The sequence below is a fragment of the Pseudomonas sp. GW822-FHT04C11 genome, assembly GCF_058800905.1.
In genome coordinates, this window is sequence record NZ_JBXAMS010000005.1 from 63,310 (window position 1) to 85,774 (window position 22,465).

Annotated in this window: 21 protein-coding genes; 12 read left to right on the top strand and 9 right to left on the bottom strand. The window is 57.8% G+C overall.

Annotated elements, in window-relative coordinates:
- Positions 1-62: 62 nt before the first annotated feature.
- Both AC1RJ3_RS10020 and acs read right to left on the bottom strand, forming a co-directional pair.
- Positions 63-839: an ABC transporter substrate-binding protein gene (locus tag AC1RJ3_RS10020; protein WP_054593623.1), complete on the bottom strand. Its 777-nt coding sequence runs from the start codon at positions 837-839 to the stop codon at positions 63-65.
- 726 nt (positions 840-1,565) lie between these two features.
- Positions 1,566-3,521 (bottom strand): acetate--CoA ligase, encoded by a 1,956-nt coding sequence (gene acs / locus AC1RJ3_RS10025; protein ID WP_493078705.1) that lies wholly within the window; start codon positions 3,519-3,521, stop codon positions 1,566-1,568.
- Between the two features lie 416 nt (positions 3,522-3,937).
- Between acs and AC1RJ3_RS10030 the strand changes: the two genes are divergently transcribed.
- From AC1RJ3_RS10030 to AC1RJ3_RS10045, 4 genes are all read left to right on the top strand, one after another.
- A complete protein-coding gene (locus AC1RJ3_RS10030) occupies positions 3,938-4,201 on the top strand; it encodes a DUF2790 domain-containing protein (RefSeq protein WP_054593625.1) in 264 nt (87 codons plus the stop codon).
- A gap of 664 nt (positions 4,202-4,865) precedes the next feature.
- Positions 4,866-6,113 (top strand): ribonucleotide-diphosphate reductase subunit beta, encoded by a 1,248-nt coding sequence (locus tag AC1RJ3_RS10035; RefSeq protein ID WP_054593626.1) that lies wholly within the window; start codon positions 4,866-4,868, stop codon positions 6,111-6,113.
- Between the two features lie 348 nt (positions 6,114-6,461).
- Positions 6,462-7,043 carry a BRO-N domain-containing protein gene (locus tag AC1RJ3_RS10040; protein ID WP_493078707.1) on the top strand — a complete coding sequence of 194 codons (582 nt, stop codon included), beginning with the start codon at positions 6,462-6,464 and terminating at the stop codon, positions 7,041-7,043.
- Between the two features lie 119 nt (positions 7,044-7,162).
- Positions 7,163-7,876 carry an HNH endonuclease gene (locus tag AC1RJ3_RS10045; protein WP_493078709.1) on the top strand — a complete coding sequence of 238 codons (714 nt, stop codon included), beginning with the start codon at positions 7,163-7,165 and terminating at the stop codon, positions 7,874-7,876.
- 302 nt (positions 7,877-8,178) lie between these two features.
- Here the strand turns inward: AC1RJ3_RS10045 and AC1RJ3_RS10050 are convergent, their stop codons facing one another.
- Both AC1RJ3_RS10050 and AC1RJ3_RS10055 read right to left on the bottom strand, forming a co-directional pair.
- Positions 8,179-11,685 carry an alkaline phosphatase family protein gene (locus AC1RJ3_RS10050; protein ID WP_493078711.1) on the bottom strand — a complete coding sequence of 1,169 codons (3,507 nt, stop codon included), beginning with the start codon at positions 11,683-11,685 and terminating at the stop codon, positions 8,179-8,181.
- 34 nt (positions 11,686-11,719) lie between these two features.
- Positions 11,720-12,697, bottom strand: a complete 978-nt coding sequence (locus AC1RJ3_RS10055; protein ID WP_477773971.1) for a hypothetical protein — start codon at positions 12,695-12,697, stop codon at positions 11,720-11,722.
- Positions 12,698-12,911: 214 nt separating this feature from the next.
- Between AC1RJ3_RS10055 and AC1RJ3_RS10060 the strand changes: the two genes are divergently transcribed.
- Complete coding sequence (locus AC1RJ3_RS10060) at positions 12,912-13,871, top strand: hypothetical protein (RefSeq protein ID WP_054593631.1); 960 nt, start codon at positions 12,912-12,914, stop codon at positions 13,869-13,871.
- A gap of 94 nt (positions 13,872-13,965) precedes the next feature.
- Positions 13,966-14,283, top strand: coding sequence for a helix-turn-helix domain-containing protein (locus tag AC1RJ3_RS10065; protein ID WP_054593632.1), 318 nt, complete (start codon positions 13,966-13,968; stop codon positions 14,281-14,283).
- A 95-nt stretch (positions 14,284-14,378) separates the two neighbouring features.
- On the opposite strand, the gene AC1RJ3_RS10070 is transcribed toward AC1RJ3_RS10065, so the two are convergent.
- Positions 14,379-15,434, bottom strand: a complete 1,056-nt coding sequence (locus AC1RJ3_RS10070) for an MBL fold metallo-hydrolase (protein WP_054593634.1) — start codon at positions 15,432-15,434, stop codon at positions 14,379-14,381.
- Between the two features lie 202 nt (positions 15,435-15,636).
- On the opposite strand from AC1RJ3_RS10070, the gene AC1RJ3_RS10075 reads away from it, so the two are divergent.
- Together AC1RJ3_RS10075 and AC1RJ3_RS10080 are read left to right on the top strand one after the other, a co-directional pair.
- A complete protein-coding gene (locus tag AC1RJ3_RS10075) occupies positions 15,637-16,251 on the top strand; it encodes a TetR/AcrR family transcriptional regulator (RefSeq protein ID WP_054593635.1) in 615 nt (204 codons plus the stop codon).
- A 163-nt stretch (positions 16,252-16,414) separates the two neighbouring features.
- On the top strand, positions 16,415-16,954 hold the full coding sequence (locus AC1RJ3_RS10080; RefSeq protein WP_493078712.1) for a DUF1003 domain-containing protein: 540 nt from the start codon (positions 16,415-16,417) through the stop codon (positions 16,952-16,954).
- Here AC1RJ3_RS10080 and AC1RJ3_RS10085 read toward each other — a convergent pair.
- Complete coding sequence (locus tag AC1RJ3_RS10085) at positions 16,939-17,901, bottom strand: LysR family transcriptional regulator (RefSeq protein ID WP_493078714.1); 963 nt, start codon at positions 17,899-17,901, stop codon at positions 16,939-16,941. The genes AC1RJ3_RS10080 and AC1RJ3_RS10085 overlap by 16 nt on opposite strands.
- 15 nt (positions 17,902-17,916) lie before the next feature.
- On the opposite strand from AC1RJ3_RS10085, the gene AC1RJ3_RS10090 reads away from it, so the two are divergent.
- Together AC1RJ3_RS10090 and AC1RJ3_RS10095 are read left to right on the top strand one after the other, a co-directional pair.
- Complete coding sequence (locus AC1RJ3_RS10090; RefSeq protein ID WP_493078716.1) at positions 17,917-18,627, top strand: CTP synthase C-terminal region-related (seleno)protein; 711 nt, start codon at positions 17,917-17,919, stop codon at positions 18,625-18,627.
- On the top strand, positions 18,624-18,956 hold the full coding sequence (locus AC1RJ3_RS10095) for an antibiotic biosynthesis monooxygenase family protein (RefSeq protein ID WP_493078717.1): 333 nt from the start codon (positions 18,624-18,626) through the stop codon (positions 18,954-18,956). The genes AC1RJ3_RS10090 and AC1RJ3_RS10095 overlap by 4 nt, the downstream gene beginning before the upstream one ends.
- On the opposite strand, the gene AC1RJ3_RS10100 is transcribed toward AC1RJ3_RS10095, so the two are convergent.
- On the bottom strand, positions 18,944-19,273 hold the full coding sequence (locus AC1RJ3_RS10100) for a DUF2025 family protein (protein WP_493078719.1): 330 nt from the start codon (positions 19,271-19,273) through the stop codon (positions 18,944-18,946). The genes AC1RJ3_RS10095 and AC1RJ3_RS10100 overlap by 13 nt on opposite strands.
- A 251-nt stretch (positions 19,274-19,524) precedes the next feature.
- On the opposite strand from AC1RJ3_RS10100, the gene AC1RJ3_RS10105 reads away from it, so the two are divergent.
- Together AC1RJ3_RS10105 and AC1RJ3_RS10110 are read left to right on the top strand one after the other, a co-directional pair.
- On the top strand, positions 19,525-20,652 hold the full coding sequence (locus AC1RJ3_RS10105; protein WP_347927786.1) for a glycerophosphodiester phosphodiesterase: 1,128 nt from the start codon (positions 19,525-19,527) through the stop codon (positions 20,650-20,652).
- Between the two features lie 227 nt (positions 20,653-20,879).
- Positions 20,880-21,200 (top strand): PepSY domain-containing protein, encoded by a 321-nt coding sequence (locus AC1RJ3_RS10110; protein ID WP_103314954.1) that lies wholly within the window; start codon positions 20,880-20,882, stop codon positions 21,198-21,200.
- A gap of 100 nt (positions 21,201-21,300) precedes the next feature.
- Here AC1RJ3_RS10110 and AC1RJ3_RS10115 read toward each other — a convergent pair whose 3' ends face one another.
- Positions 21,301-21,711: a hypothetical protein gene (locus tag AC1RJ3_RS10115; protein ID WP_347927787.1), complete on the bottom strand. Its 411-nt coding sequence runs from the start codon at positions 21,709-21,711 to the stop codon at positions 21,301-21,303.
- Between the two features lie 193 nt (positions 21,712-21,904).
- Complete coding sequence (locus tag AC1RJ3_RS10120; RefSeq protein ID WP_347927788.1) at positions 21,905-22,354, bottom strand: hypothetical protein; 450 nt, start codon at positions 22,352-22,354, stop codon at positions 21,905-21,907.
- Between the last annotated feature and the right edge of the window lie 111 nt (positions 22,355-22,465).

The following is a 22,465-nucleotide window of genomic DNA, read 5'->3' on the forward strand; positions in this document are numbered from 1 at the left end:
AAATGGCGCAAACCTCAGAGATCCTGTTGCTTGCGCCATTTCGGACTGACAGCTGCGACTATTTACTTACCGTAAATATCGAAGTTGAAGTACTTGTCCTGGATTTGCTTGTACTTGCCATTCGCACGAATGGCGACGATGGCGGCGTTGATCTTGTCCAGCTCAGCCTTGTCGCCTTTACGCACGGCAATACCAATGCCGTCGCCGAAGTATTTCTCGTCGGTGAAGGCCGGGCCGACAAACGCGAAGCCCTTGCCCGAGTCGGTTTTCAGGAAGCCGTCATCCAGCAGGGTGGCGTCGGCCACGGTGCCATCGAGGCGACCGGCAGCCACGTCCAGGTAGATTTCGTTCTGCGAGCCGTACGGCTTGATTTCAGCACCCAGCGGTTTCAGGACTTCTTCGGCGAAACGGTTGTGGATCGAACCGCGTTGCACGCCGATTTTCTTGCCCTTGAGCTCGGCCAGGTTGTCGCTGACCTGCGTTCCGGCCTTCATGACCAGACGTGCCGGGGTGTTGTAGTACTTGTTGGTGAAGTCCACGGACTTCTTGCGGTCGTCAGTGATCGACATGGACGACAGGATCGCGTCGATCTTGCGCACTTTGAGTGCCGGGATCAGACCGTCGAACTCTTGCTCGACCCAAACGCACTTGACCTTCATCTCTTCGCACAGGGCGTTGCCGATGTCGTAGTCGAAACCGACGATGCTGCCGTCCGGTGCTTTGGATGCGAACGGAGGGTATGCCGCCTCGATACCAATTTTCAGAGGCTTTTCATCGGCGAACGTCGGCAGGGACAGCACGGACAGTGCCAGGGCGCCAAGAAGCACGAGTTTCTTCATCTTAGGACTCCATCGGTATAGGGCGAAAACGGCAGAGTGAGCGACAGCCCAATATGCGAATGGGTGGAAATTGAAAGCGGCGCTGCGTCGTAGGATTGTTGCGTTGAGTTCAGCTCTGATTTCAACGCAGGCAACGGCGAGCGAGTGATCGGCATTCTAACGACAGGCCCGAAGCCGATATTTCTTCAATGCGACAACAAATTACAGAAGCACTGAGAAACCCGACCAAGCACATTGACAGCCCTGCAAATTCATGCAAGAGCAAAAGACAGTGAACCGATCTATGCTGCAAATTGCGGGCCTATTATTCGCAAACCCTTCTAATCCGGCAAGCGCAGCGTTGTGTCTTATTTTTTAAGTGGTCTGGAGAGGCCCTGGAATGGGGCTTGGCGTTTCCCAATGCCTCGAAAGCGGGCGTGCGGTTACACATTTAGTTACTTGAGGCGGACCGGGTAACAGTGGGAAGACTCCTACGAAAGAAGCCGATAAATATTGGTTGCTGATTACACCGTTGTTGATGTGGTGCCCGATAGACCGCCATCGCGGGCAAGCCTTGCTCCTACAGGCTTGAGTCGATCAAAAAGTTGCGAACGACACCAATTTGCAGGAGCAAGGCTTGCCCGCGAAGAGGCCCGCACAGCCACCGACGATCCCAATCCGATCACCACAAAAAAGCCCCGCCAGGCTCAACACCGGGCGGGGCTTTCGATGACTCAAGAACCGCTGTTACGCGACGTTCATGGTCTTGTGCGTATCAATCAAATGCTGCACCACACCCGGATCGGCCAGGGTGGAGATATCCCCCAACCCGTCGTATTCACCCGTGGCGATCTTGCGCAGGATGCGGCGCATGATTTTCCCCGAACGGGTTTTCGGCAGGCCTGGCGCCCACTGGATGACATCCGGCGAGGCAATCGGACCGATCTCTTTGCGCACCCAGTTTTTCAGCTCCAGGCGCAGCGCTTCGCTCGGCTCTTCGCCACCGTTGAGGGTGACGTAGACATAAATGCCCTGCCCTTTGATGTCATGCGGCACACCGACCACCGCCGCCTCGGCGACTTTCGGGTGAGCGACCATCGCGCTTTCAATCTCGGCCGTGCCCATACGGTGACCGGAAACGTTGAGCACATCATCCACACGCCCAGTAATCCACCAGTAACCATCGGCATCGCGGCGCGCGCCGTCACCGGTGAAGTACATGCCACGGAAGGTCTTGAAGTAGGTGTCGACGAAGCGGTCGTGATCGCCGTACAGCGTACGCGCCTGACCTGGCCACGAATCGAGAATCACCAGGTTACCCTCGGCAACGCCCTCGATGATGTTGCCCAGGTTGTCGACCAACGCCGGCACCACCCCGAAGAACGGCCGCGCCGCAGAACCCGGCTTGAGCCCGTGAGCGCCCGGCAGCGGGCTCATCAGGGTCGCGCCGGTTTCGGTCTGCCACCAGGTATCGACGATTGGGCAACGGGATTGGCCGACGTTCTTGTAGTACCACTCCCACGCTTCCGGGTTGATCGGCTCACCGACCGAACCCAACAGGCGCAAGCTGCTGCCATCAGCACCTTCAACCGCCGCGGTGCCCTGCGCCATCATGGCGCGAATCGCGGTTGGCGCGGTGTAGAGGATGTTGACCTTGTGCTTGTCGACGATCTTCGCCACCCGGGTAATGTCCGGGTAGTTCGGCACGCCTTCGAACAGCAAGGTGGTCGCGCCGTTGGCCAGCGGGCCATAGACAATATAGGTGTGGCCGGTGACCCAGCCGACGTCGGCGGTGCACCAGTAGATTTCGCCCGGACGGTAGTCGAACACGCGCTCGTGGGTCAGCGCGGCGTACAACAGATAACCGCCAGTGGTGTGCTGCACGCCCTTCGGCTTGCCGGTGGAGCCCGAGGTATAAAGGATGAACAGCGCTTCTTCGGCGCCCATCTCTTTCGGCGCACACACGGTGCCCGCGACTTTCATCAGGTCTTCGTACCAGATGTCGCGGTGCTGGTTCCACTTGATGTTGCCACCGGTGCGCTTGCACACGATGACCTTCTGGATGCTGCTGGTTTCCGGGTTGGTCAGCGCGTCATCGACGTTGGCCTTGAGCGAGATCTTTTTGCCGGCACGCAGACCTTCGTCAGCAGTGATCACCACTTTCGATTTGCAGTCGATGATCCGACCGGCCAGGGCTTCCGGCGAGAAGCCGCCGAACACCACCGAGTGAATCGCACCGATCCGGGTACAGGCCAACATGGCGACCACGGCTTCGGGAATCATCGGCATATAGATAGTCACCACGTCGCCGCGGTGCACATCCTGGCCGCGCAAGGCGTTGGCAAACTTGCAGACTTGTTCGTGCAACTCGCGGTAGGTGATGTTGCGGCTCTCGGCCGGGTCATCGCCCTCCCAGATGATCGCGATCTGATCGCCACGCTCGGCGAGATGGCGGTCCAGGCAGTTGTAGGAAACGTTCAGGGTGCCATCGGCGAACCACTTGATATCGACATGGTGATCGTCGAAGGACGTCTGCTTCACCGTGGTGAAAGGCTTGATCCAGTCGAGGCGCTTGGCTTGCTCGCGCCAGAAACCGTCCGGGTTGACGACCGACTGCTGGTACATGGCCTTGTAGGTCGCCTCGTCAGTCAGCGTGTTGGCTGCAACCTCGGGACGAACGGGATACAGAGAAGCCGCACTCATCTTTCTTACCTCGGTGGAATAGTTGTTTTTGTATGGCCCCGTTGTAGCCCGAGGCGGGCCTATAGAACCATTCGACGATGGTAGTAACAAGCCCCTACAAAATGTCGTATTTACCGAGCAAGCCGCTCAGACGCCGCGGTTTGCGCGGGTTTCAGGCGTTTTGAGAAAGGTGATTCTGGAGCCTACAAGGTCGTTTTTACGAGATTGTTACAGAAAATGCCAAAAGTGTTTATCAAAAGCACACCTATATACGGGCAACTCGCACACCTAAAATCAGCCTCGCCAACACGGCAAACGTGATTAACTCAGTTGCAGCCCCCACGAAGGCAGTTAATCCAACACTTAGTTATCAAGTTCCACACGCAGCCCCAAAAAGGTTGCGTGACCCCACTCGACCTTAGAAAGGTAAAATTGAAATGAAAGCTTTATTGGTTCTGGCCCTCAGCAGTCTGTGCGCAACCGCCATGGCAGACGAGATCCCGACTGATGTTGCCAGCAACACCGTACCGGTAGAGGAATACACTTACTCGACTCACCTGGACATCGCCAAAGTTATCTCCATGAGCGAAGTACCCAGCGTTTGCGAAGTTGTACCGGCCCGCATGGAATATGAAGACTCGAAGGGTCAACGGCATATTCTGCGCTACAGCGTAATGGGTAACGGCTGCTCCAACGGCTGATCATCAACGCTGAGGTTTGGCTTGCTGCCGAACCCGACATCACCGCCCGACCTTCGTCGGGCGTCGTTGTGTCTGGGGACACAGAAATCCGGAGCAAAACACTACATGTAGTGTAAAAAGCGATTCTTGGTTGTTTTTTGAACAGATCATCCGATCAACAATTGCCAGCCGAAACTGCACACAATCGCACCCCGAAAAACACCCCATCTCCCCTGTAAGTCCCATCCCATCGGGCTTGCGGCGTTTTGACAACAAACACCGGCGTCATCAGCGCTGCCGAGTCGCCAAAAACCGGCAAAAAAAATCTTCATCGGCCAAAGCCCTGTAAACCCTTGCTCCGCCTTGATTACGCGCCCTGCCGAGGGTTCTCTGAGCCACTTCGTCGCACCACAAGCGTGAAAAAACACCTATAATGCGCCCGTAAATCGGGCCTGCAACATCCCCTTACAGGAGGATGCAGGACGCTGAGGCCACCGCAGGAGCTGACGACGTTATCTCCGCCCTTAGCGACTTCAGGACACCCGTACACATTTCTGTTTTTTGCCTGCGTACTGCTGCAACAAACGATTCCTTTTAGAGACAACGCGGCCAGCGGGCCGTGTGAAAAACCGACCATCAGTGTTTTCACACGGGCGACTGGCCCTCACGCAGGAGACGACACGTCATGCTGAGCTGGGACGAATTCGACAAAGAAGACGGCGAAGTTGTCGCCAAAGGCGCCAATGCTGGCCACGCTACTGAAGCCAACATGGACCGCCTCGACAGCGCCGGTGGTGCCGCAGCCCTTGAAGCTCGCGCCGTAACCGCCACCGACTCGGCTGCGATCGTTCGCGCCAAGGCCGCCCTCGACAAACTCGACGTCGCCGAAGGCCTGGCCGAACTCGAAGGCGCTTCCGCCCGCGTTGCGGTCGACGAAAAGCGCATGATCAACTGCCGCGCCGACCTCAACCAACTCGTCCCGTTCAAATACGACTGGGCCTGGCAGAAGTACCTGGACGGCTGCGCAAACCACTGGATGCCGCAAGAAGTCAACATGACCGCCGACATCGCCCTCTGGAAAAACCCGGAAGGCCTGACCGACGACGAGCGCCGCATCGTGATGCGCAACCTCGGCTTCTTCTCCACCGCCGACTCCCTGGTTGCCAACAACCTGGTGCTGGCCGTGTACCGCCTGATCACCAACCCCGAATGCCGTCAGTACATCCTGCGCCAGGCGTTCGAAGAGGCGATCCACACCCACGCCTACCAGTACTGCATCGAATCGTTGGCCATGGATGAAGGCGAGATCTTCAACATGTACCACGAGATCCCATCGGTCGCGAAAAAAGCCACCTGGGGCCTGAAGTACACCCGTTCGATCTCCGATCCGAAGTTCGAAACCGGCACCGTCGAAACCGACAAAGAACTGCTGCGCAACCTGATCGCCTACTACTGCGTTCTGGAAGGCATCTTCTTCTACTGCGGCTTCACCCAGATCCTCTCCATGGGCCGCCGCAACAAAATGACCGGCGTCGCCGAGCAGTTCCAGTACATCCTGCGCGACGAATCCATGCACCTGAACTTCGGCATCGACGTGATCAACCAGATCAAAATCGAAAACCCACACCTGTGGGATGCTGAAATGAAGGAAGAAGCTTCGCAGATGATTCTGCAGGGCACTCAGCTGGAGATCGAATACGCTCGTGACACCATGCCTCGCGGCGTGCTGGGCATGAACGCGGCGATGATGGAGGATTACCTGAAGTTCATCGCTAACCGTCGTTTGTCGCAGATCGGTTTGAAAGAGGAATATCCAGGGACGACTAACCCGTTCCCTTGGATGAGCGAGATCATGGACTTGAAGAAAGAGAAGAATTTCTTTGAGACGCGGGTTATTGAGTATCAGACTGGTGGGGCGTTGAGCTGGGATTGATTTCTGGCGCTGGCCGCGATTTACCGTTGCGTATCTAAACCGGTAGATCGAAAAACCAAAAAGCCCTGATTTGATCAGGGCTTTTTTATTGCCTGCAGAAAACACTTAATTCCTACACAAAGTAGGGAGCATGCCGCATGGATGCTCAGCGATAGCACTTCTAAACTCCATGACAGGTGCCTAAGAAACACCCAACGTAGAAGCAAGCCCATCACACAGACTTGAAAATGATAGCCCCAGGGTGCTCGTCATTTGATATCGGTGGAAGGCTTAGCTCGTTGGGATTTCTTAAGCCCGCTCTACGTTGGGTTCTGGCCCTGCCCAATTCATACGTAGAGGTCACGGAATATGACGACTCGAGTCTTACCCCATGTATTTCCCTCGTTAACAGATGACGTAGCGGAGCCCATCACCTCCACCCTCTTCACTCGCAACAACATCCACCTCCATGCCCTGCTCTTGGAAAACCAAGCCTGGTTTTACGCACGCGATATTGGGCGGTTGATGGGCAAATACCTGGACGAACGCATGTCCCGAAAGCTCGATGCGGATCAGCGGCGGATGCTGCTTGTGCAAGCCCATGGCACCGCAGAAGAGCGATTGATGCTCAGTGAATCCGGTGTGTATGCGTTGCTGGTCTATCACTATTGCCCGGAGTACCGCTCGCTACGCGAATGGCTGACTCATCAGGTGGTGCCGACGTTAAGAGATGCGCGGCCGTTGCGTGCGGTGGAGCGGCCGACCTTAAGTGTGTTGGATTGGCCGCAGATGCAGCTGAGTCTGTTGCATTGGCAGGATGAAGGCTGGATTCGGTTGCGGGATATGCCTTATTTGCTGCTCAACCGTACGCGGCGACGGGTGCCGGTGGTCCGGCCTTGGTGGCGGAAGGTGGTGGATTGGTTTCAGTGGTCCAAAGCTTCGGCGGGTTAGGCGACAGAGTCTTGCGTAGGACCAATCGAGCGAAAAATTGGTCTTTCCTGTAGGAAATTTCGTAGACGTCGTAATGGCCACTCAGTATCGTCCGAGGGTTTTCAACCCTCGGCGATTGTATGGATACTCCAAAGGAAAAAAGTGGCTGGACTGATCAGGAGCTTGAGGCTTCGGTCCATGCTTATCTGAAAATGCTGGGCCTTGAGCAAAGCGGCCAAACATTTAAGAAATCCGTTGAGAATCAGCTTTTGCGTAAAGGGCCGTTGAGCAAACGTAGCGCCTCTTCGGTTGAGTATCGTATGCAGAACATTTCCGCCGTAATGGAGCAAATGGATTTGCCGCGAATAGTTGGCTATGTCTCCGCAAAAAATATTGGCACTAAGATAGGTGGCCGAATTCGAGAAATCCTTATCGATAGGAATGCTGAGGCTTTTCGTAAAAGCACCAAGCAAACTAGTCCCGCTACCATTTTTAGGCCGGTAGAGCTCAAACCATCCAAACTCAACGATGCGCCCGAAGGAATCTTGAATCCTAGTAGGACCAGCTCTGCTAGCACAAAGCTTGCGCGAACGTTGAGGATCAAAAATTGGGTGCTGAACCAATCTAGCGGTGTCTGTGAAGGATGCGATCAAGCAGCCCCTTTCCTGAGACCTGATGGGTTGCCGTATCTCGAGGTCCACCACGTCAAGCACTTGGCTAATCACGGCTCTGATGAAGCTAGCAATGCTGTAGCACTATGCCCGAACTGTCATCGACGTTGTCACCATTCAAGTGATCGGGAGGACTTCACCGCTTTGCTTTATACAAAGGTGAAACGGTTGAAATCCGAATGATCGAGCAGAACAAAAAACCGTGGCGAGGGGGCTTGCCCCCGTTGGGCTGCGAAGCGGCCCCAAATGCTGAAGCCGGGAGCATCAGACAAACCGAATTGTGCGGATTGACGACTGCTGCGCAGCCGAACGGGGGCAAGCCCCCTCGCCACAGGGTTGGTGGCTGGCTTAGTTGCTGTGTTGGTTTTGCGAATCGCGAGCAAGATCGCGCACAGGGGTTTGGCGGTGGGGTTGGGATTCGGTGTTATCAGGGCCGCAGGAATATCCTGCGGCCCTTTTCTTTGGCTGTAACTACGGCTACGAGATCATTTCCCCAACCCACTAATCTTCCACGGGCACACCGCTTCCCTCACCCCGCTCGGCCCGACAATCTCCGGTGTCTGCCCCAACGACCTCGCGCTGAGCACTTTGCCGACCTGATCGATCAACTTATCAAAGCCCAACGTCACATTTTCCTGGTGCAGTTTGCGCAGTTGCTCGACCACGGCGTAGGTGAAGGCGCCGTAGCTGGTGGAGCCCACCTCATATTCGTTGGCCTTTTCGTTTTCTCGGGCGGCGTAGAGCATTAGCGGCATGTAGGGGCCGTGATGGCCGTAGAGTTTGCCTTGGCGTACGAGCTGGGCTTTTTTCTCGGGGCGTAGGCCGGTGGCGGCGCCTTGGGTGCTGCGGGTGCGGGTGAGTGCGCGGGAGGTGTGGTCGTGTTCGCTGAAGTCGCGGCCGTCGCTGTCGGCGGCGTATACCCGGCGGTCCCAGTCGCCGGCATAGGGGTCCCAGCGCAGCATGCGGTGGCGGATGTCGCTGGGTGGGGTGATGCCGCGTACGCGGCCGTTGCCGCGGGTCATGCCGCCGGCGTAGCAGCAGTCGAACATGACGGTCAGTTTGGCGCCGTGGCCGTTCGGGTCGAATGGCAGGTGGCTGTAGAACTGGCGGAACAGTTTGTCGGTGAAGTGGGTGTTTTCGTCGTCCCAGTCGAAGTCGTAGAGCACCAGGGTTTCGTCCATGCGGTCGGCTTCGCCGCTGCTGCTGTAGGCCGGCAGTTGGGTGCCGTGGCCGGAATAGAACAGCACGCGTTCATCGCCGGCGCGGGCGCCTTCTACCAGCCATTCGAGGCGCTCGACGAAGTTCGCCCGCGTCGCTCGGGCGTCGTGCAGCAAACGGATGTCGCCGGCGTCGTAGCCGCTTTCCTGGAGCATGCGGCTGATCAGGTAGGTGTCGTTGATGCAGCCGTCGAGGCGTGCGCCCGGTTCGGGGTAATCGTTGATGCCGACCACCAGGGCGCGGCGTTTGCGTTGGCCGCTGCGGGACAGGAATGCCGGCACTTCCAGAGCGCTTGCCGCCACCACATCGCGAGCCAGTTGTGGCCAGAGGCCGGTCTGGCTGGTGGCGGACGACAAGTAGGCTTGCGCTGCGTGATTAAGGTCCAGCAGGTCATCACGCAGCGGCACGCTGAACTCGGTTTGCAGGTCGACCCGTGCCGAGTCTGGCGAGGTGATCGGCCGGGTCAGCAAGCCGTCGTTGGGGTTGTAGAGGTGGAACCAGCGGCGAATGCCTCGACCGTTTTCACTCAGGCGCATGACCCGCCCGCCCCACACTTCGCGCATCACCAATGGCAGTGCGATGGGCGAGCCGAAGCTGACGAATACCCGGCCATCGACGAGTTTCAGCGCCGAACCTTTCTTGGCCACCGAACGGCGCAAGGCGTCGTAACCGATCAGGCTGCCCAGCCCTTGGGCGAAGATGATCTGCGGGTTGAACGCGTCGATTTTTTCCAGCAGATGTTGGGTCAGTGCGGTGCGTAAATCGGCGTCTTCGATCCATTGCACGATGGCGCCGACGGTGGTGCGCAGCATCTGATTGACCGGCAGGCCCCAACTGCCGAAATCTTCGTCGGCCTTGCCCCTGGCATCGTCCCGCAACATGGCCAGGCCGCGGGTGATCTGGGCGAAGTCCGGTCCATCCTTGAGTTGATCATCGAAGGGCAGAAAGTCGATGTCCTGGTCGTCGATGACGCGACCGTTCTGCGCCAGTTGGTTACGGATCAGCGTGCGCCATTGTTCCTGCCAGTTCGCGTCGGTACTGCCCTGCCCATTGGCGGGCTGCGTGAATCCCACACCCGGCAGGCACAGGACTCGCAGTTGCGCAGGCACAACAGCCGGCACCGCCCCTGCTTGCAAGGTTTTGACGGCGGGCGCACCAACGGCAGCCACCGTTTGACCGTGGGCGGTGGCCATCAAATCCTGCAGGCGCCGCAGTTTCGCTTCCAGGCTGTCGGCACTGGGCGCGGCGGACGTGAGGGCGGCCTGGCCGGGATCAACCAGTGCACGGCTGCGGCTGTCGAGGAAACGGCTGACGCCTTGGGCGCTGTTTTTCCAGATCTGCTCCGGATCAAGACCATCGAGGTAACCGGTGGCGCTGTCCACCACCTGCCGGCTTTGGGTCGCCAGTTGGGACTCGATCAAGGGCAGCCCGGCGCGGCTTGGCACGGCGGTGGCGGCCAGTTTCGGCGCAGGAGCAAGGTTTGCGGCAGTGCGCCAGATCGGCGCGTTGCCGAAGTGCTGGGCCGCGACCACCCTTGCACCCAGGGCGCTGCGCGGCAGTTGGAAATGATCGCAAAGAAAGGCCAGCAAACTGGTGTGATCGTAATGTTGCGCCTGGAGATTGTCGGTCCACGGAATCAGGCCGGGATTGAGCCAAGGTGAAGCGAGGATCGCCGGTACGCGGATGCCGAGCCGAGTGAAGGGATTGGGCCATTCGACATCGACCGTTGACCCCGTCGCCACGCAAGTCGGTGGCACCACATGGTCATGGAAGCCGCCGTGCTCGTCGTACAGCAGCACGAACAAGGTTTTGCTCCAGAGGTCGGTGTTGGCCGACAAGGCGTTGAACACCTCGCCGACAAACTGATCGCCAAAGCGCAGGTCTTCCGGTGGATGATGCGACACATTAGGCCCGAGCTTACCGTTGAGCAGGCCATAGCTCGGCTCGATCCACGACAGTTCGGGGAGCTTGTTGCCGGAGACATCTGACTTGAAGTCGTCGATGCTCATGTGTTGCAAGCCACCTTTGACCAGCGCCGCCAGCGGGATCGCGCCGTCGGAATAAATGCGCACGTCGTGGCCCTTGTCGCGCAGCAGCGAAAAAATGCTGTCGCCACCAAATTGCGCGATCAAGCTCTTGATACCGGCCAGCACGGTGCCCGTGGAGGGCATCAGCAAGTGGCCGTTGCAACTGCCGAGCATGGCGAAAAAACGGTTCGGCCAGGTCGGGCCCGGAACCGAGGCGAACCAGCGGTCGCACACGGTGAAATAGCGCGCCAGCCCCTGGATCGCCGGCAGCGGATCGGCGGCAGGCGTGGCGCCAAACGGGATGTAGTTCATCGCCCGCTGGGCCATGGATTGCGAGTAAGTTTTGTACACCTTCAGATCGTTGCGGGCCTTGTCGTAGGCGTCCTGCGCAAAGCCATCGAGCTTGGGTGCGGTCAGGCTGGTCTTGAGTGACACGTCCAGTTGTTTCACCACATCGACGAACTCGTGACCGAGGTCGAAACCTTCGCAGTCCTTGGCCGGTAGCGCCGGTGGCGAAGGCGCGGGCGGCGCCCACAGGGCAAAGTAGTCAGGTGTTTCCGCCGTTTGAGTGATCACCGCTGAGTTGCCACTGGCGTCCTTCAGCGGGTTGGTGCTGGGCGCTTTACGGTTGATGCCATCGCACGCGCGGTTGATGCTGGTGTAATCCCCCAGCAGATGATCGAACGAGCGGTTTTCCATCATCAGTACAACGACGTGCTTGATCTCGTCGGGCCAGTTGTTCGCCATGCTGCTCTCCCTGAGTTGTTGTGCCCGATCGCGCTCAGGGCTTGGGCTGTGGGACTGTTTTGCTGCCCGTCAGGCGAATCATCTGGCTCAACATCTTGAACCAGAAATCACCGCCCAACGAGGCAGCCAACGCCGCCGTCATGACCCCAAGCAACCAGTAGCCGAACCAGGCGATTTTGTTTGTCTGATCGTTGTGTAAAAAAGCCGGCGGGTTGTTCCAGCCGATAGCGCCCTGAGGCAGCGCCTGCAAACTGCTCAATGCCGAATCGAACTGACACTGGGCCTTGTCGTCCCGATTCGCGCAGGCTTGATCGAGTGCTGCGGATGCGCTGTTCGTCACCAGATTGTTGGCCATCTGCATGCCTGCTGCGTGCAACGTGTCATTGCGCACCATGCCTTGCATGAGGTCGAACGCGTTGACGTTGAGCACCAGGCAAATCACCAAAGAGCAAACCAACGAGACGACTTTGGCATTACGCCGCATCCAGCCTTCGGCGCGGTCCATCACCGCATTGATCCAGTGCTCCAGCCGGGTCTTGAACGCGCATAGCAGCTCCTGGGCCGTGGTGACTTTGGCCTGGGCCGCCGCAAGCATCGTCGACAGTGCACGGCGCAAGTGCTCGGACGGGACCTGCGCAATGCCCTTGGTCAGGGCTGCATTGAGTTCGTCGAGGGGAATATCGAGGGTCGTGGTGTCGTCTTTGTGCAGCAGCAGCGTGATCACCACCTGCGCCAGCATCGCCGGGTCCAGGTAACTGGGGCGATTGCCGGGTGGCGCCATGGACTGGATCATCGGGTGATCGAGCACCTGCTGGAAGAACGCCAGGTCGCTGTCGTTCAGCCCCTTCAATTTGCCGGTGAACAACAGCTTCAGGGCGTTATAAAGGTACTTCGCCCGGACCTTCTGGAAGAACGATTGAATGATTTCAGTGAGGGTGGTGACGAAAATACCCAGCAGCGTGAACAGCGCCAACATCCCGAGAATCGCGTCCAGAACGACCGACCCAAACATCCTTACCTCCTTGTAGATGCAACAGATAGTCAGCCCGCAACGGCGCCTCAGTCTGAGGCATGGAGCCCTACGCTCCATCTGACAACGCTAGTCAGGCTATGGGGTCTTGTCCAATTGCAGAGGGCGTTGATGCGACAAACGTGAATCAACAGGTGCGCCATCACGCGCCACCCGCTATTAATACGCCACCTACCTCTCAAGGACCCGAGCGCGCATGAAATTCGACACCGCCTACTGCATCAGCCTCGACGACAAGCTGTCGATCTATGACGTGCGCGATCTGAACTTCGACGAGACCATGGACTTCGACTCGGCCAAGGAGCGCTTTCAGTGCCCCAACGACGACTGTCGCACGGCGTTCGACGAGGCGAATGGGCTGGGGACGTTCAACGCGAAAAACGTCAATTACATCCGCACGCCGCACTTCAAGAACCTGCCCGGCACCCGGCATATCGAGGGCTGCCCTTATGTCAGCCTCAGAGCACCGGCGTCAGAAGGTGCAGAAACGGACGACGGGCCAGAGGAGCACTTTCCGTCAGAACTGCTGCTGACCCGGCGTCAGTATGTGCGTAAGCCATCCACCTCAACGCCGGATGTCGATGCGCCTCGGGAACAGCCACAACCGTCTGCCACGACCAGCACTACCGAGCACCCGACTCGCGAGTCGGCACCGGACAAGACCAGCGTCTTCGCCCACCCGGTGGAGTGCTTCGTGTCGAATTTCGATAACAAGGACCTGCTCAAACGCATGCCGCTGAAGATTGGCGAGCACACTGCGTCCTACAGCGCATTCTTCAAGAAAATCGAATACCTGCAGGACAACAAGGGGCTGATTTACTGGGGCAAGATCAAGGCGATCAAGGACTACAACACCAGCTTCCGCATCGATTTCGAGAAGAAGGTCTGGCTCGACAAGAAGCCCTACTCGGTGAACGTCTACCTGAGCAAAAAACTGATCGAAAACTACCGCAAGCGCAAAGCCTTCCTGGAGGAAATAAAGGGTGCCATCGGCAGTGAGCGGGAGCTTTATTGCTTCTTCTATGGTGTGACCCCGGAGTTGAAGCAGGTGCCGAGCAAGAAAAACCCCGAGCAGACGTTCGGGGTGTTCAGTGGTGATATCGAGAATCTGGATCACTTCATTATTCGCGAGGTGCCGGGGTTGGAGGCGACGTAGAACCAATCAAAAAATTGAGTTTGATCCGGGTCGAAAACAACTGTACAAAAACACAGTACTCATTGAATAACCCATTTCGAACCCGGAGAAAACCATGGCCTCTCTTGCGATGAAAATCACCCTGGAACGTATCGCCCTTTTCCAATTCACCCCCGCACACAGCGCACAAGCCCGTGCGATGCTGGGCTGGTCGCTGGAGGAGTTTTCCAGGGAATCCGGGGTTACCGTTGAAGCTATCCGCCGGTTTGAAGCGGGCGGTGAAGTGCTCGACGTCACCCGTCTGGCCCTCGCCTACCGGTTTGAAGCCGAAGGCCTGGTGTTCTTCCCAGGCTTTGCACCGGGCCGAGGCATGAGCGTCAGAGGCTCTACGCCAGACCCGGTGGGACGGGCGGATTACGCGATGATTGAGTGATATCCAATCATCCGCTGGGGCCCCTTCCCCCAACACTGGCAGAGTCTGCTGTACCAGCATCTGCGCAGAACAATCCGTGGAATAGGCGTACGTCCCTAGCTATTAACGATCAACTGAACGGTCGTCTCTTCAACTTCCAGCCACCAGGCCTCCCCACGCTGCGGCTGGCCAAGGCTGAACGCTTCGCCCATTTGTGGTGTGGTGATGGAAACACTGCGCTCCCAGGCCAAGGCCAAGATGCGGTCGAAGGGTTCATGCCAAGCGTGCATCGACAGGTCGAAGGTGCCGTTGTGAATCGGTAGCAGCCAACGACCCTTGAGGTCGATGTGGGCTTGCAGGGTTTCTTCTGGTTGCATGTGAATGTGCGGCCAGTCGACGTTGTACGCGCCGGTTTCCATCAGGGTCAGATCAAAGGGGCCGAACTGTTCGCCAATCGCTTTGAAACCGTCGAAGTAACCGGTATCGCCACTGAAGAAAATCCGTTTGCCGCCATCGATCATCACCCACGAGGCCCAGAGCGTGCTGTTGCCATCGAACAGCCCGCGACCGGAAAAATGCTGCGAAGGCGTGGCAATGAAATGAATGCCCTCGATCTGAGTGCCTTCCCACCAATCCAGTTGACGCACTTTGCTCGCATCGACGCCCCATTTGATCAGCGTCTCACCCACGCCCAGCGGCGCAAGAAAGTGCCTGGTTTTGTCCGCCAGCTTGAGAATCGACTGACGATCGAGGTGGTCGTAATGGTCATGGGACAGAATCACCGCTTCAATCGGTGGCAACGCCTCGAGGCTGATCGGTGGTTGATGGAAGCGCTTGGGGCCGGCCCACTGCACCGGTGATGCGCGCTCAGCGAAGACCGGGTCGGTCAGCCAAAACTTGTCGCGCAGTTTCAGCAGCACGGTGGAATGCCCCAGGCGGAATACGCTGTGGTTCGGTGCGTCGAGAAGCTGTTCGAGTGTCAGTGCTTGAACCGGAATAACACCGGTCGGTCGCGTGTTACTCGGCTTGTGGAAAATCATGTTCCAGAAAATTCGCAGGGTCTTGCGAAAGCCTTGCCCCGGTACGGCCGCATGGTTTTGGTATTGCCCCTGCTCTTGCCGGGACGTTTTCAGTTCAGTGGCGCTATCCGCCTGGTAAGAGAAAGTGGCCATGTTTAAGTGACTCCAGAAAAACCGACGAGGTGCGGCGTTTCTTTTTCGGACGATAAATGGCCAATGCACGCACGCGTCAGCCGCAAACTCTATTTTTCAACCGTTCAACTACACTGCACAGTGTAGTTTCAAGATTGCAACAAAGCCGTGAGCAAGTAAACTGCCGAGTGTAATTCTCCCTTTTTTCTACCGACGCGTATTTATGACAGCTCCGCAGCGCCTCACCGACCGTAAACGCGAAGCCATTGTTCAGGCGGCGATTGCCGAATTCCGTGCCAACGGTTTCGACATCACCAGCATGGACAAGATCGCCGCCACCGCGGGCGTGTCGAAGCGCACGGTGTACAACCACTTCCCCAGCAAAGAAGAGCTGTGGACTGAAATCCTGCAACGATTGTGGACCAACGTCACCGCTCAGCAGGACAACTGTTATCGCACAGACCTGCCGCTTCGCGAGCAGTTGGGCCAACTGCTGCACTGCAAATTGCAGTTGCTGGGGGACACCAATTTCCTTGATCTGGCACGAGTTGCCATCGCCGCCACCATCCATTCGCCAGAACGGGTCCAGGACATGGTGGAGCGCATTGGCGAACGTGAAGAAGGGCTGACCACCTGGATTCGCGCGGCTCAGGCTGACGGTCGGCTCAAGCCTGTAGACCCGGCCTTTGCTGCCCAGCAGGTGCAGGGAATGCTCAAGGCATTTGCCTTCTGGCCGCAGATCTCTCTGAACTGTCCACCACTGTCACCCGAGATGCAGACAACGGTTGTAGAGTCGACGCTGGACATGTTTCTGGCCTGCTATCAACGGCAGGCATGAAGGGCACGCAAAAGGACACATGGAACAAATGACACTATTCACGTGTTTATCCGCTGGACCGAAGCGCTGAATAAAACACTACAAAGTGTTTCAAAGCGACTCGGGCGCTGGAAGCTGTGGGGGTTATAGTGAGCCTCAGTCCCATGGCATTGCAGAGAGCATCATGAATTCAGCCAAGCCCGAAGAAAAAGATCCCGCCGCCCCCATCGATCACTTGCGCTTCCACCGGCCGCACGCTCATCTGGCATCGACGTTCGGCAATGACACTTTCGCATTGAAGGCCGAAGCCTTTGCACGCTTCTTCGGCACCCCGACCTTCCTCGGCGCGCAAACCCTCATCGTCGTGGTCTGGATTGCCCTGAACATCACGGGGTTAACGACCTTCGACGTCTACCCGTTCATCCTCCTCAACCTCGCGTTCAGTCTGCAAGCGGCCTATGCCGCGCCGTTGATTCTGCTGGCGCAAACCCGTCAGGCCGCTCGCGACAAAGCCCAGTCCGAAGCCGACGCGCTACACCGCGAGACGTTGGCGATTGCCAACAGCGAACGGCAAGCGCAAGCCGCGAAGACCTCCGCACAGTTACTGACGTTGCTTGAGCAAAACACCCGACTGACCGAGATGACCAAAGAGCTGACCGAACGCATCGAGAACCTGACATCAGAGATGCATCAACACATTTTGAAAGATCAGCAACGCTCCTGATCGGGCAATTGCACCCAGCGTGATAACTCGTCGAACAGCGTCACCACCGAGCGCAATGCTCGACAGTCCGGGCGAGTCAGCAACCACAGACTGGTGTCGTAACCGAGCAGGGGTTCGCTCAAAGGGCGCAGCCCCTGCGCGGGGTCGATCAGAAAGTCCGGCAACGCGGCGACCCCAAGCCCGGCGCGTACCAACTCGGTGACCGAGTGCATGCTGTTACAGCGATAGCTCGGCAACACACCGGGAAATTGCTGACGACGCCAGATCACGGTTGGATGGTCGGGCAGAAAGTCATCCGGAGCGATCCAGCTCAACCGTGTCAGATCACTCGGCTCGACCGATTTCAGATACGCCGCACTCGCGCACACCCGATACGACACAGCGCCCAATCGCCGCCCAACCAGATGCTCCGGAGGTGAGCGGGTCAGGCGCAAGGCGATATCGGCATCGCGGCGGCTGAGGTTGGCGAAATCGTTGGAGGTGCTCAGTTCCAGGGTCAGCGCCGGGTACGCCGGCATGAATTGCGTCAGTGCCGGCAACAGTAACGCGTGCAACACCGAATCGGTGCAGGTCAGGCGCACGGTGCCGCTGATCACGTCACCGCCCTGCTCCACGCCAATACGCGCCGCTTCCAGCGCCTGCTCGGCGCGTTCGGCCTGCTCGGAGAGTGTTCGGGCCAGGGCGGTCGGCAAATAACCTGCACGACTTTTCTCGAACAGCGCTTGGCCCAACGCCGCTTCCAGGCGCCTGACCGCACGAAACACCGTCGAAACGTCGACCTTCAATAGCGCCGCCGCCCGTGCCAGAGAGCCGCCGCGCACCAACGCAAGAATCAAGGCGAGGTCCGGGTAATCCAGCTGATAGTGCGTTACTGCATTGAACACTTGGCTAAACGCCTCTATTGATTGCGTGAACGCCACTCTATAGTCGGCTCCAGCAATCAACAAGTCTTGGGAGACACCATGCAAGAGAGCCCTCAACTGCGTATTGCACTGATCGGTGACTACGACCCACAGGTCACTGCCCATCAGGCAATTCCCCTGGCGCTGAACATGGCCGCACAACACGCTGACGTCGATGTGCAGTTTGAGTGGCTGGCCACTGACCACATTGACGCAAACACCCCGCTGGCTGACTTCGACGGCTTCTGGTGCGTGCCTGCCAGCCCTTACCGCAACATGGACGGTGCGCTATTGGCGATCCGCTTTGCACGAGAACAACAGCGGCCGTTCCTCGGCACTTGCGGTGGTTTTCAACACGCGGTGCTTGAATACGCACGCAACGTTCTGGGATGGACCGATGCCGAGCATGGTGAAACTTCGCCAGACGCCGCGCGCGCCGTGCTCACGCCGCTCACCTGCTCGCTGGTGGAGATCGTCGACAGCATCCGGTTGGTTAAAGGCTCGCTGATTGCCAACGCCTACGAGTCCACAGCGATTCATGAAGGCTATCACTGCCGTTACGGCGTCAATCCAGCGTTCGAAGAGCAATTGCTGACACACAACCTGAGAGCCACCGGCCACGATTCGGCGGGTGATCTACGGGCCATGGAGCTCAGCGATCATCCGTTCTTCGTCGCGACCTTGTTTCAACCAGAACGCGCAGCGCTAACCGGCACCCGTCCACCCTTGGTCGATGCCTTTATCCAGGCCTGCGCAAGGAACGCCAGATGATCGCCAACACACCTTCGCCGCCTTACTACGCGGTAATTTTCACTTCACTGCGCACCGCCACCGACCAGGGTTACGAGCAAGCAGCACAGCGCATGGTCGAACTCGCCCGCGACCAACCAGGGTTTCTCGGGGTGGAGTCGGCCCGGGGTGAGGACGGGCTCGGCATCACCGTTTCCTACTGGTCCAGCGAAGACGCGATTCTCGCCTGGAAACAACACGCTGAGCACAGTGCAACCCGCGAACGCGGACGCTCGACCTGGTATGAAGCGTTTCACACGCGGGTCTGCAAGGTAGAACGCGCTTATGCCTTCGAGCGTCAGCCGGCCTGAACCAGACGACGCAGCGCGCTGATCTCCGGTAAATCCTCACGCCGCATATAGACCCGCAGTGGTTCAGTGATGTTGATCCGCTCGTCGATGTTCTGCTCCAGCAGCAAGCGGATCAGCTCGCGCTTGAGGGTCATGGCTTGACCGTCCTCAGGCGCCCAGACGAACTCGCTGGCGGGGATGATCGCGTCGTCTGCGACGTCCATGCCAAAGGCGTCTTCGCTGAAGCGGACGATGTATCGGGCGGTCTTGCGATTGAAACCGACGAAGCCGTTGAGCTGGTCGGCGGCCTGGCAGATAAGTTCGGACGTGATGCGCATGGTAAACCTCACGGATGCGTCCCGAAGGACGGCTGAACGATGGTTTACACGCAGAGGGCGGGATAACGGATGTTTCGGGATTTCCCTCTGGAGGGGAATTTGCCGAAGTGGATCGTACTGCAAAGGGCTGCACAAAAGCGCAGAAAAATCGCCCCTCACACACGTTAATGTCGGTTTGGCGATAGCGCATCCGGCGCTCAATTGTTAAAAGATAGGTCTTTGAAATCGCTTCTTACGAAAGGACCTCGACAATGCCTGTTACCTACACCAAAAGCGCCCTGTTGCTGAGTCTGATGCTCGGCCTTGGCCAGGCACAGGCGACCAGCCAGCAGAGCCCGACCGCTCTGTCCACCGCCAGCGGGATCCCGCACCCGGCAGTGATCGCCCACCGTGGCGCCTCGTTCGATGCACCGGAATCCACTGCCGCCTCCTACAAACTGGCGCGCGACCTGGGCGCCGATTACCTGGAAATGGACCTGCAACGCAGCAAGGACGGCGTGCTGTTCGCCTTGCATGACAACAACCTGCAACGCACCACCGACGTTGCCACCAAGTTTCCTGAACGCAAGGACAGCCCGGCCAACGCGTTCACCATCGCCGAACTTAAAACCCTGGATGCCGGCAGCTGGTTCAATACCGCTCACCCGGATCGCGCACGTGCCAGTTACGCCGGTCTGAAAATCCTGACCCTCGACGAAATCATCGATATCGCCGAAGGCAACCCGCTGCACAAGCCAGGGCTTTACATCGAAACCAAAGAACCAAAGCAGTTTCCCGGCATCGAGCGCGACCTCAAGGACAAGCTTCAAGACCGTGGCTGGTTGAGCCCGGCGGGTTCAAAACTGGCTAAAAGTGAACTGAGCGTCGGCCAGGGTAAAGGCAAAGTGATCCTGCAAACCTTCGAGAAGAGCAGCCTTGAACTGCTGCAAAAAGAAATGCCGCAAGTACCGAAAATTCTCCTGCTGTGGGTGGGCGAAGGCAGCATCGAGCCCAAGTCGAAAGTGACCTTCGCCGAATCCGGCGACAAGGATAAAGCCACCTACTACGCCAAACAGGAACCCAAGGACAAAGCCGAATTCGAGCAATGGGTCGACTACGCCAAGTCTCAGGGCGCCATTGGCACGGGCCCTTCGGCAGCGCTGACCAACGGCGGCGATCAAAGCTATTCGGACCTGGTGCAACCATGGATGAACCAGTACACCCACGACAAAGGCATGTTGGTGCACGTCTACACCATCGACGATGCGGTGGATTACAAGAAGGTCATGGACGCCGGTGTCGATGGCATCTTCACCAACCGCGCCAGCGAACTGCTCAAGTACTACAAGCGCCCGGCAGCAGGCAGCGTTGCGCAGTTGCTTGAGAACAACGGCTTCTGAGTGGCCACCCGCTATTGATCGCTCCCGAGAGGGAGCGTCACGGGTGGTACGGCAAAACCAGAGGGGCCACGCAATTCCCGCAGGCTGCGCCAGCTGCTACAGGTTCGGCAGCACGCAGTCTCGTGATGATTTGCGCGGGAACGACCAGGCTCAGGCGATGTTAAGGATGAATTAAGTTGCGCTGGTTAACCTGACGCCACTTAAACAGTTCACCCAAGGAATGCCCCATGAAGACGTTGACTGCCCTGTTCACCGCCGCTGCCCTGACCCTGACAGCCGGTTTCGCCATGGCCGATGTGCGCCCGGACCTGATCCCGGGTCTGCTCAAGGACGGCACTGTGATGGACATGCAGAAACTCAATCAGGCGGCGCTCGCTGAGCATCCTGGCAGCACGGCCGCAAACATCACCGACACCGAGCTGGAGCACAATGCCAAAACCAGTGTTTATGAGTACAAGGTTGAAATCCGCGACGCGAAGAACGTTGAGTGGGATGTGAAGCTGGACGCAAAAACCGGCAAAGTACTGAGCAACACGCAAGACAAGTAAATCGCCCCAGGAAAAAGCCGCGTGACCTTCGGGTTTCGCGGCTTTTTTGCGCTTTGAGCATGAGAGAGGTGGCCGGGTCTAGTGGATAGCGACGCAAGCACTACGCATCCGGAATAGCCGGATTAACCTTAAGATGCAATTCATGTGAGTCGGTGATTTCTCCATCCACATGACTGATGATGAAGTATTTAAGCGTGGCATCACCCGCTACAACGTATCTTTTTTCTATTTCAACCTCCACGCCAGCTTCAACTTCCGCGCTTTTGATATCTTGCCGAAACACGGTTGTGCCATTCCAGCGTACCTGAAGATGATCCTCTGCTTCATAGCCTTGCCCGCCCAAGACCAAAGCGTCCAGATGCACGCCAATCAACTGTTCATCGATTTGTCCATCGTAACCGACCGCCGGCTTCATGCTTGGAACATCCAACTTCTCCCATTTTTTTTCCGATTGTTCCGACTTTCCCCGTTTTTCCAACTTTTCCAACATTTCCAACTTGCTCAAAGACATGGGATCGCTCCTGACAGAAAAGTAGCGCAGGCTGCGCTGACCGTTCCATACAATCCTCAGGGCACCACCCCGTCTACTGTCAGAACTAACAGGTAGGCGGTAAATCAAGGCCTTTTCTGCCCCTGAATCCGACCGGTGGCACGAGCTTCATGGGACATGGGATATCAAAGGCGCAGCCAGGCAGGCCGAAACATTACGCCGTTGTACTGACCAACGATCCCGACGTGCTGCTGCCTGACTCTTGCAGCGCTTGCGTCAACGCCGCCGTAGCGGTTTCCAATGAACCCGAGGTGGTTGCGATCTGCGATTGGGCGGCGGCGACTTTCACCGCTTTGGCATCCGCACTTTCCTGACTGGCCTGAGCGGCCTGCAGTTGTTGCAGTTGCTCCTGCAATTGCTTTTGCAATTCGGCGATCTGCTTGCGCAGCTCTTTCACCGTATCCGATTCACTGCTACTGCTGCTCGAACTGCTGCCACCCGACGCAGGTGCACCACCGGCCGCGACTTTGCCACTGTCGGTGGTCGAACTGCCCGTCGTGGTTGTGCTTTGCGTGGTGTCGGTATCGGTGCTGCCGCTGATGGCAGTCTTGCTGGTGGAAGTGGACAGAGTCTGATTGATCGAGACCGATGTGAGGCTGACCATGGGCGTTTCCTTCGATGAGGTTAGGGATAACCGAATCATCGACGTGCAACACCCACACTTGAGATCAATCGTGTACCGACACGGTTAGCGTGCCGATACACATTTCAGTTG